This is a genomic window from Beijerinckiaceae bacterium (assembly GCA_004564215.1).
Taxonomy (GTDB): domain Bacteria; phylum Pseudomonadota; class Alphaproteobacteria; order Rhizobiales; family Beijerinckiaceae; genus Methylocapsa.
Window position 1 is genome coordinate 2,363,702 of the sequence record CP024846.1, and the last position, 10,564, is coordinate 2,374,265.

A 10,564-nucleotide genomic window follows, 5' to 3' on the forward strand; every position below is an offset into this window, starting at 1 on the left:
CAACAGGCTTGACCAAGGATTGTTTCGCTTTGCGCCTGCATTCTGCCCTTTCTCCTTCTGCGGCCATTTCCTGGCTGCGCGGCTTGATCCGGTCGAATCCTGAATCAGGACCGGCGGTCCCGGCCGTCGACGGTGATTGGACGGTGGCCGCGAGCCAGGAGGTTGTGGAGCGCACAGTCGTTGCCTCTGCGTTTGCCTACCGGCGCATCGAGACCTCCCAAGAAACCCGCGGCGGGGTCCACCCCGATGGCGCGTCACCGGTGGGCGGAGAAGGCGTTCTCGCCATTCATCATTTGCGCAAATACTACAAGGCCCGCAAGGTCGTCGAAGATGTGAGCATGATGGTGCGGCGGGGCGAGATCGTCGGACTGCTCGGTCCGAACGGCGCCGGCAAAACCACGCTGTTCTACATGATCAGCGGCCTGATCCGGCCAGATCGCGGGCTGATCGAACTCGACGGGCATGACGTAACCCGTTTGCCGATGTACCGGCGCGCGCGGCTCGGGATCGGCTATCTTCCCCAGGAGGCCTCCATTTTTCGCGGTCTCAGCGTCGAGGATAATATTCGCGCCGTCCTGGAAATCGTTGAGCCCAACAAGAAGACCCGCGCCGCCGAACTTGAAGCCTTGCTCGAAGAGTTTGACATCAAGCGGCTCCGCAAAACACCCTCCGTCGCGCTGTCCGGCGGGGAACGCCGCCGCTGCGAAATCGCGCGCGCCTTGGCGGGGCGCCCTTCCTTCATGCTCCTCGATGAACCCTTCGCCGGAATCGATCCCATCGCGGTCGGCGATATCCAATATCTCGTTCATCATCTCAAACGCCGGGGGATCGGCGTTCTCATCACCGATCACAACGTCCGCGAAACGCTCGGGCTGATCGACCGCGCCTATATCGTTCATGCCGGCCGGGTCCTGGTCGAGGGGACTCCCGCCGAGATCGTCGAAGACCCGAATGTGCGCCAATTCTACCTTGGCGAAGGGTTTCGGCTCTAAAAGGCACAACTCGGAGTGCCGCCAGTTTTTCCAGCGATTTCAAAGATAACCGCGAAAAAAAAACCACTGGTTATGTGCACAGCGGGTTTTTTGTGCTATACGCATAGCTTCGGATGCAAGAAACGGGCCGATTAAAATGTCGGTCTTGTTACAGCAATCCCCGATCTGCGTGGAGTGTTCTCGGAGATATGGCGCTTTCTACCAAGCTTGTTATGCGGCAGGGCCAGTCGCTGGTGATGACGCCGCAGTTGCTGCAAGCGATCAAGCTTCTGCAATTTTCCAACCAGGAATTGGTCGCGTTTGTCGAGGAGGAGCTGGAGCGCAATCCTTTGCTCGAGCGGGCCGAAGATGCCACGGACCCGACCCCGACCCCCAGTGCCGAAGGTCACGGCGAGGCCGAGCTTTCGGAAACGCGGGATTTCAATGAAGCCAGCGAGGCGGAGTGGAGCACCGAGTCTTTCGAGACCGATCGAGGGGCCTTGGAGGCGAGCCTCGGAACCGAATTGTCGAACAGCTTTGATGACGACCGGCCGCAGACCCCAGGGCAAACAAGCTTGGAGCCGGAAGGTCTGGGTCTTTCTGCAACGTCCTGGTCCGGTTCATCGGGTGGGGGCGGCGACGGAGAGGCAGCAAATCTCGAGGCGTATGTCGCTGCGCCGACCAATCTCAAGGATCATTTGGAAGCGCAATTGGCGCTGACGACAGCCGATGCGGCGGATCGGCTGATCGGCCAAGTCTTGATCGACTCGATTGATGATGCCGGTTACTTCACGGGGTCGCTCGACGAGATCGCTCTTCGTTTGGAGATCCCGGTGCAGCGGCTGGAAAGTGTTTTGACGCTGATCCAGGGCTTCGACCCCTCGGGAGTCGGCGCCCGTAATCTCGCTGAATGTCTTGCCATACAGCTGCGGGAGCGCGATCGCTTCGACCCGGCGATGCAAGCGCTTGTGGCCCATCTCAACCTCTTGGCCAAACGCGATTTTGCCGCGTTGCGTAAAATTTGCGGCGTCGATGAAGAAGACATTCTGGATATGCTGGGCGAGATTCGGCGTCTCGATCCCAAGCCCGGACGTTCGTTCGGCGGCGGTCTTATCGAGCCTGCCTTGCCAGATGTCATTGTCCGGCCCTTGCCTGACGGTTCGTGGCAGGTCGAACTGAATACCGAAGTGCTCCCGCGTATTCTCGTCAATCAGTCCTATGTGGCGCGGGTCGGCAAAGGGAAGGGCAAGGAGGCCGACCGGAATTTCATCTCCGCGTGCCGGCAAACCGCCAATTGGCTAACCAAAAGTCTCGAACAGCGGGCGCGCACAATTTTGAAGGTGTCGAGCGAAATCGTGCGGCAGCAAGATGCATTTCTCGTACATGGTGTCGAATATTTGCGTCCGCTCGATCTCAAAACAATCGCGGAAGCGATCGGCGTCCATGAATCAACCGTGTCGCGGGTCACTTCCAATAAATATATGGCGACGCCGCGCGGCCTATTCGAACTCAAGTATTTTTTCACCGCCTCGATTGCCGCGCATGACGGCGGAGACGCGCATTCGGCCGAATCTGTGCGGTTCAGGATCCGGCAGATGATCGATCAGGAAAATCCGGGCCAAATACTTTCCGACGATGCGATCGTCGCCAAATTGAAGGACGTCAATATCGATATCGCCCGGCGGACCGTGGCTAAATATCGCGAAAGCCTGAAGATTCCATGTTCGGTGGAACGCCGCCGCGAGAAGGCGATGAGCTGAACCTCTGGAAACTCCAAGGGGCCAAAAATTTATCCGTGGCCACCCCTAAAAGGGCTTGCGAAGCGCCAATTTTTCAGGATCCCTTAGAGGTTGCAAGGAACTGCGGCCAACCTAAGCAAATCGGGCGGTTGGCGCGCAGGATCAGCGAAGCGTTGACACACGATCGAGCCCTTAACCCCTTGTATCATCGCACGGAAAAATGCGCCGGCCGGAATGCGACCCGGCTGGAAGCGGAGGATGGGCAATGACTTTGCGCGTCTCGGGCAAGAATTTGGACATCGGCGAAGCGTTTCGAGATCACATCGAGGCACGAATCAAGTCGACCGTAGAGAAATATCATGCCGGGCTCACGGCCGGTCACGTCACGATCGAGCCGGAGGGCTCGCAGTTTCGCGCCGATTGTGCCTTGCACCTCAAATCGGGCGTCACCCTGCAAGCCGATGCCAAGGCCCGCGAGCCCTATGCAAGTTTTAATCGTGCTGCCGACCTTATCGAGAAGCAGCTGAAGCGCCATAGAAAGCGGCTGTTGGATCATCACGCGGATCCCAAGACCCGTCCCGATCAACGGCCCGGCGAGCCGGGAACTGCCCAGCAGCAAGCGACGATAAACCCGGGAAAAGCTGAGGATCTGCATCCTGCCGTCATCGCAGAGCCATCTCCCAAGTTCAAAGAGATGACCGTTTCCGGAGCGGCCATGGAGCTGGATTTGACAAATGCGCAGGTTGTTGTCTTTCGTCACGCCTCCGACGGACGAACCAATGTCGTTTACCGTCGTTCTGATGGCAATATCGGCTGGATAGATCCGGGCCGTGTATGAAAAAACTGAACTGGGCGAGGAAAAGGCGGCGCTCTGCCGTGCCTTGAATGTTCCAAACATTGTCCGTGAGCGGACCGGATTGCTTCAAGCTATGCATTTGAACCAGTTGATCACCCCCGAAGCGATTATCCCCTCGCTCAAGGTGAATACAAAGAAGCACGTTCTCCAGGAAATGAGCGACCGTGCCGGCCTGATCTCCGGACTGGCGCCGCGCGAGGTTTTCGATGCATTGCTGCAGCGCGAACGTCTCGGGTCGACGGGCGTGGGAGAAGGGATCGCAATCCCGCACGGAAAACTCGCCAAGGCGAAATCGATTTTTGGTGTTTTCGCCCGGCTGGTTCGTCCCATCGATTTTGATTCTCTCGACGGTGCGCCGGTTGATCTCATTTGTCTCTTGATCGCTCCTGAAACCGCCGGGGCCGATCATCTGAAGGCCCTGGCCCGCATGGCAAGGCTGCTCCGCGATCCAACGGTTACGTCAAAGCTTCGTGCGGCCCGCGACATTTCGGCAATCTATTCGGTATTGACCGGGGAAGCCGCGTCTCACGCCGCCTAGAGCGCTTCCCAATCGGATGGAATCATCTGATCGAAAAGGAATCGCTCAAGTTCAACGAGTTGGAGCAAGTTCTGATCGAAAAAGTCGGTCAACTTTTTCGGAACATGCTCTAGGCGATGGATCGGCAAGCTTTGCACGGGTTCTTGACTTCGTCGGCCAAAATGGCGAGTTTCCGCGCTCTCAATGGACCGGCAAGAAATGCCGAAGCATTTCGACGTCTGTTCAATTCGGTAAATTACCGTTCCCCCGCGCAGCGATTATTCGCGTGACGCAAAGGTTGAGTCGGTCAACCTTGGCATAACCTTCTTGGCGGCAATGCGAAGCTATCTCGATTTTGAAAAACCGGTGGCTGAACTCGAAGCCAAGGTTGAAGAACTGCGTGAGCTGGCCGCCAAGGGCGACGCCGTCGCCATCGGCGAGGAACTGACCCGGCTTGAGGGCAAGGCGGAAAAGGCGCTTGCCGATCTCTACGCCAGTCTCACACCCTGGCAAAAGACCCAGGTTGCGCGGCATCCGCAGCGCCCGCATTTCAGCGATTACGTCAAAGCGCTGGTCACCGATTTCACCCCGCTTTCGGGGGACCGGCAATTCGGCGAGGATGCAGCGATCGTCGGCGGGTTCGGCTGGTTTCGGGGCCGCTCAATCTGCGTGCTTGGCCAGGAAAAGGGCTCTGGCACGGAAGAGCGAATCCGCCACAACTTTGGAATGGCGCGTCCCGAGGGCTACCGGAAGGCCGTGCGTTTGATGCAGCTCGCCGATCGGTTCGGTCTTCCCGTCGTGTCCCTTGTCGATACCGCCGGCGCCTTCCCCGGCGTTGACGCCGAAGAGCGCGGCCAGGCCGAAGCCATCGCCCGGGCAACCGACATGTCGCTGTCGCTGGGAGTGCCGAGCATCGCCGTCATCCTCGGTGAAGGCGGCTCCGGCGGCGCCATAGCGATCGCCGCTTGCAACCGCGTGGTGATGCTCGAACACGCGATCTACACCGTCGCGTCCCCGGAGGCTTCGGCCTCGATTCTTTGGCGTGACTCCGCTAGAGCCGAAGACGCCGCGACCAATATGAAGATCACCGCGCAGGATTTGCTCAAATTCGGGATCATCGATTCCATCATCACCGAGCCGGTGGGCGGGGCACATCGAGACCCGGCGGCCGCGGTGGCTGCGACCGGGAAGGCCATTGCGGAAGCCTTGGGCGAGTTCTCGAGCATGTCGCCAAACGAGCTGAGAGCGGCACGAACCGCAAAATACCTGAATATCGGGCGCAAGCTTTAAGCCGGACTGAAAAGACACACCCCGCTCTAAACCTTCTGTTTGCCAAGTTTGCTTCTTTTTTTAGCCACGAACGACGCTTTAGAATGAACCGGAACGGGTCAAGGTTTCGGTAACCTTCGCATAAGGATACCGGCTGTAAGCTGGTCAGTGGTGACGCGAAGTCCATTCAGCTCAGCGGGCGAAATCGATGCAATGTAAATCTTTTCTGAGCCGGCTCCCTGCCTTCGCCTTGGTCGCATCCGTGGCCGGGTTTTTGGCCGGCTGCGAGGAAAGCGGCCTTTCGCCGTTGAGCCGTTCTTACTCTCCGATTCCGCCGCAGACGCTCGCCTTGATGGAGGCCAACGGGACTTCTAAAAATTCTCCCGTGCTGATCCGCGCCTATAAAAAGGAAGCCGAGCTCGAAATCTGGAAGATGGGAGCAGACGGGCGGTATACCTATCTGAAGACATTCCCCATGTGCCGCTGGTCGGGCCAGCTCGGGCCCAAGGTCCGAGAGGGTGACCGCCAAGTGCCGGAAGGCTTTTATTCGATCACGCCGGCGCGCATGAACCCGAATTCCGCCTATTACCTCTCGTTCGACGTTGGCTATCCCAATACCTATGATCGGGCTCTCGGCCGCACGGGCGGGTCGATCATGGTCCACGGCATCTGTTCCTCGGCCGGCTGTTTTTCGATGACCAACGAACAGATCGCCGAAATCTATGCCATCGCGCGGGAAGGATTTGCCGGGGGCCAGCGGGCCATCCAGATGCAATCCTATCCGTTCCGCATGACCGCAGAGAACCTCGCCAAATACCGGCTCGATCCGAATATTTCCTTCTGGAACCAACTGAAGGAAGGAGCCGATAATTTCGAGGTCACCAAGAAGGACGTTGAAGTCGGGGTCTGCGAGAAGCGGTACATCTTCAATGCCGTTCCAGCCGATGGGTCGCGTTTTGACTCCACCGGCCGGTGCCCGTCCTTGCAACGCAATGAGGAAACCCAGGGCGAAGTCACGGCCCGGCAGAAGCGCGATGAGGCGAAAATCGCCGAATATGTCGCCCAAGGCATTCGCCCGGTGCACACCGTCTATGTCGATGGCGGCCAGCATCCCAATTTCGCGTCGTTGGCGAGTACGGCGAGCCGGCCTGAAGCTTTGGCCCAGGCGCCGGTCGATCTCGCGCTCGATGAAGCAAAGACAAAGAACAGCCGCGTGGCATCAGCCGCGAAGACAGGTGCGAAGACAGGTGCGAAGACTGCCGCTGGGCCGATGTCCGGCACGCCCGGAAAGTCACGCGAGGCGTCTTTGCTCACCCGCTTCATGAATGGGGGCGTGGCCGAAGCGAAGGCAGCGACACCGCCATCCGGTCAAGCCGCCAAGGCGACAAAGCATGAAGCGTCGGCGATCAATGGCAAGCCGCGCGACCCGAACACCAAGCCGCGGGATGTTAAGGCGCAGGACGCTGTCGCGGCCCCGGCCCCGATCAAGCCGCAAGCGGCGGCGTCGCCGGGCACCGAACCCGTCGCCCAAGCGGTTGCTTTCCTGAAAGCCGGGTTCTCCGCAGTCGCGCCGACCGGTCAGTAGAAGCTGATCCTGTCGGAGGGATCCCGCCCCTTTGGGCGATGCTTTCGACTGAAAGTCAGCAAGGGTCTGCGCGGTGGGCGAAACCGTTCCAGGTTGATCGAGAGCGCCCGATCTCCAATGGCTCTGTGAGGTCGCCATTGCGCAATTTCTGAACCCGCCAAGGAACAGGGCGCTCCCTATTGCGTTGAAGATGCCCGAGTCGAAAAGGCTTTTGTGCCTTGACGACTCATTTGATGAGCCAAATTGCGATTGCGGCCATGAGCAAAGCCTTCACCAGGGAACTTGAGCCGGAAGACGATTTCGAAGATGAAATCGCGCCTCTCCCCCCGGGAACAAAGAACTACATCACGCCAGAAGGCCTTCACCGGCTTCAGGATGAGTTCGCGCATCTGCAACAGGTCGAGCGTCCGAAAACCGTCGACGTCGTCTCTTGGGCCGCGGGCAATGGCGACCGGTCCGAGAACGGCGACTACATCTACGGAAAGCGCCGTTTACGCGAAATCGACCGGCGGATGCGCTATCTTCGCCAACGCATGGAAATTGCCGAAGTGGTCGATCCCGCGTTGCAAAAAAACAGGGATCGAGTTTATTTCGGCGCGCGCGTCGCCTATCGCAACGAACGCAACGAAGAAAAGACCATCCGCATCGTCGGGACCGACGAAGCGCGCTCGGAGCGCGATGAGGTGAGCTGGATTTCGCCGATCGCCCGAGCGCTCTTGAAAGCCGAGGAAGGCGACGTCGTCGAGGTCCGGGCGCCTAAGGGAATCGAACGTATCGAGGTTTTGAAGATCGCCTATTGATCTGCAAAGCTGGCGGCGGGCGCCCGGCTCATCACCCCAAATTCAGCTCCTTGAAGAAATCATTGCCCTTGTCGTCAATGACGATAAAGGCGGGAATATTCTCGACCTCGATCCGCCAGATCGCCTCCATGCCATATTCCGAATAGGCCACGACCTCGACCTTCTTGATGCAGTCCTGCGCCAGCCGCGCCGCCGCGCCGCCGATCGAGCCGAGATAAAATCCCCCATGTCGTTTGCAGGCTTCGCGAACCTCGGGCGAGCGATTGCCCTTGGCGAGCATGATCATGGATCCACCCGCGGCCTGGAATTGGTCGACATAGGAATCCATGCGGCCCGCCGTCGTCGGGCCGAAGGAGCCGGAGGGTAGTCCTGCTGGCGTCTTGGCCGGGCCGGCATAATAGATCGGGTGGTGTTTGAAATAATCGGGCATGGGCTCGCCATGTTCGAGCCGCTCGCGAATCTTGGCATGCGAAAGATCGCGCGCGACGATCAACGGGCCGGTGAGCGACAGCCTGGTCTTGATCGGATATTTCGACAGCTGCGCGAGAATTTCCGGCATCGGCCGGTTCAAATCAATGTCGATTGCGTCGCCGATCAGCGCGGCTTCGTCGATGTCGGGAAGATATTTCGCCGGATCATGTTCCAGCTCTTCGAGAAATACGCCCTCGCGCGTGATCTTACCAAGAGCCTGACGGTCGGCGGAACAGGAAACCCCGATCCCGATCGGCAGCGAGGCGCCGTGACGCGGCAAACGCACCACCCGCACGTCGTGGCAGAAATATTTGCCGCCGAATTGCGCGCCGACACCCAAGTCCTGAGTCATTTTAAAAATTTCCGCTTCAAGGACAAGATCCCGAAACGCATGGCCGTCCTCGCCGCCGGCGAAAGGCAGATCGTCGAGATAATGGGTCGAAGCGAGCTTGACCGTCTTTAAATTCAATTCCGCGGATGTCCCGCCGATGACGATGGCCAGATGGTAGGGGGGGCAGGCCGACGTCCCGAGGGTCAGGATTTTCTCTTTCAAAAATCCCAACAGACGGTCATGGGTCAAAAGCGAAGGTGTCCCCTGGAAAAGATAGGTCTTGTTGGCGGAGCCTCCGCCCTTGGCGATGAACAAGAACTTGTACGCGTCCTCGCCCTCGGCATAAATTTCGATCTGCGCGGGCAGATTGGTCTTGGTGTTCATTTCCTCGAACATGGTCAGGGGCGCAAGCTGCGAATAGCGCAGATTTTTCTTTTCGTAGGCGTCTTTTATGCCCTGCGCGAGCGCGCTTTCGTCGTCGCCGTCGGTGAAAACCAGCCGCCCTTTTTTGCCCATGACGATCGCCGTGCCGGTATCCTGGCACATCGGCAAAAGGCCGCCGGCCGCTATATTGGCGTTCTTCAAGAGATCGAAAGCCACGAATTTGTCGTTTCCCGTTGCCTCCGGATCGGCGAGAATTTTGGCAAGTTGGCTAAGATGCGCCGGGCGCAGCAGATGGTTAATGTCGCCCAAAGCCTGTTCCGCGAGGAGCCGCAGCGCCTTTGGCTCGACGCGGAGGAACTCATGGGGCCCGAATTTTTCGACGCTTACGCCCTCGGCGGTCAGCTTTCGATAGGGCGTCTTGTCCTTGCCGAGAGAAAAAAGCGGGTGGTAATGAAAGGCCATCTTTAAGTCCTGAGGTCTCGATATTCTGGCGTTTCCTGCATGGGCGGCAAAAACGGTGCTTCGGCGATGCTCATGCGCATGGAGCCTTGGTCCTATATGGGAAAATCCGAGGTTGGGCGAGGCCGGTGTAGACTGTCTCGCCGCTCCGTCCAACTTTGCAGACAATGAGGGATAAACGGCGTGAAATTCCCCTTTCCGCTCCTTCTTTGCGATATTGGCGGCACCAATGCTCGATTCGCCTCCGTGTCCGCCCCAGGGGCGCCGTTGAAGATCGGGCTGCATCTCAAGACCAAGGATTACCGGGATTTTGAAACGGCGCTCGCCTCGGCCTTGGCTGGGGTCCAGGCGAAGCCGCGTTCGCTGATCGTTTGCGCGGCCGGCCCGGTGAGCGGACGCAGCATCAAGCTGACCAATGCGGCGTGGACGATCGATGGTCCCAAGGTCGCGGCGAGCGCTGGTCTTGAGCAAGGTCTGCTTCTCAATGATTTCGAGGCGCAGGCCTTCAGCCTGCCAGTTCTCCAACCGGCTTGGATTTTGCCGATCGGCACGGGCTACGAAAAAAGACCTGGGGTCGAACTGATCATGGGGTTAGGCACGGGCCTCGGCGCGGCGGCTCTGGTGGAATTGGAGAACCGCCATTTTGTCTTGTCCAGCGAGGCGGGACATATGAATTTCGGTCCGCTCGGTGCTCAGGATGCCCCGCTGTGGCGGCACCTTGAGACGATCGCCGAGGGCGCGGTCGTGGCGGAGACCATATTGTCGGGGGCCGGCCTCATGCGTTTGCACAAGGCGCGCTGTGCGGCAGCCGGCAAGGTGCCGGCCGAGTCCGATGAGATCGCATTGGTCGAAACCGCGCATCTTCACAAAGACAGCGAAGAAGCGCAGACGCTGCGGCTTTGCTGGACCCTCGCCGCGCGCTTTGCGGGCGATCTCGCTTTGGCCTTTCTCGCCAAGGGGGGCGTGACGTTTTCAGGCGGCATTTTGCCGAAGATCGTCGATTTTCTGGAGCCCGAAACCTTTCGTTCGGTGTTCGAAAACAAGCCGCCCTATGCCGAATTGATGCGAGGCATTGGAACGCGCTTGGTCACGACGGACGATGCGGTTCTTGCCGGCATGGCGGCGATCGCGGCGGCGCCGCAAAATTACGCTATCGATTATTCTGAGCGCGCCTGGCGTTAA

General features: G+C 59.0%; 9 protein-coding genes. 8 read left to right on the forward strand and 1 reads right to left on the reverse strand.

What is annotated here, in order from left to right:
- The first annotated feature begins 206 nt into the window (after positions 1-206).
- From lptB to CU048_11165, 7 genes are all read left to right on the forward strand, one after another.
- Positions 207-992 (forward strand): LPS export ABC transporter ATP-binding protein, encoded by a 786-nt coding sequence (gene lptB, locus CU048_11135; protein QBR72867.1) that lies wholly within the window; start codon positions 207-209, stop codon positions 990-992.
- 188 nt (positions 993-1,180) lie between these two features.
- Entirely contained in the window at positions 1,181-2,731 is a 1,551-nt protein-coding gene (gene rpoN, locus CU048_11140) for an RNA polymerase sigma-54 factor (protein ID QBR71737.1), read from the forward strand.
- A gap of 244 nt (positions 2,732-2,975) precedes the next feature.
- Complete coding sequence (gene raiA, locus CU048_11145; protein QBR72868.1) at positions 2,976-3,548, forward strand: ribosomal subunit interface protein; 573 nt, start codon at positions 2,976-2,978, stop codon at positions 3,546-3,548.
- A gap of 91 nt (positions 3,549-3,639) precedes the next feature.
- Positions 3,640-4,104: a PTS IIA-like nitrogen-regulatory protein PtsN gene (gene ptsN, locus CU048_11150; protein ID QBR72869.1), complete on the forward strand. Its 465-nt coding sequence runs from the start codon at positions 3,640-3,642 to the stop codon at positions 4,102-4,104.
- Positions 4,105-4,419: 315 nt separating this feature from the next.
- Positions 4,420-5,373 (forward strand): acetyl-CoA carboxylase carboxyl transferase subunit alpha, encoded by a 954-nt coding sequence (locus CU048_11155; GenBank protein QBR71738.1) that lies wholly within the window; start codon positions 4,420-4,422, stop codon positions 5,371-5,373.
- Between the two features lie 187 nt (positions 5,374-5,560).
- A complete protein-coding gene (locus CU048_11160) occupies positions 5,561-6,937 on the forward strand; it encodes a hypothetical protein (GenBank protein ID QBR71739.1) in 1,377 nt (458 codons plus the stop codon).
- 257 nt (positions 6,938-7,194) lie between these two features.
- Complete coding sequence (locus CU048_11165) at positions 7,195-7,737, forward strand: transcription elongation factor GreB (GenBank protein QBR72870.1); 543 nt, start codon at positions 7,195-7,197, stop codon at positions 7,735-7,737.
- A 31-nt stretch (positions 7,738-7,768) separates the two neighbouring features.
- On the opposite strand, the gene CU048_11170 is transcribed toward CU048_11165, so the two are convergent.
- Positions 7,769-9,385 carry a fumarate hydratase gene (locus CU048_11170; protein QBR71740.1) on the reverse strand — a complete coding sequence of 539 codons (1,617 nt, stop codon included), beginning with the start codon at positions 9,383-9,385 and terminating at the stop codon, positions 7,769-7,771.
- 171 nt (positions 9,386-9,556) lie between these two features.
- Between CU048_11170 and CU048_11175 the strand changes: the two genes are divergently transcribed.
- The gene (locus tag CU048_11175) at positions 9,557-10,564 is read left to right on the forward strand and encodes a glucokinase (protein QBR71741.1); all 1,008 of its coding nucleotides are present in this window, start codon (positions 9,557-9,559) and stop codon (positions 10,562-10,564) included.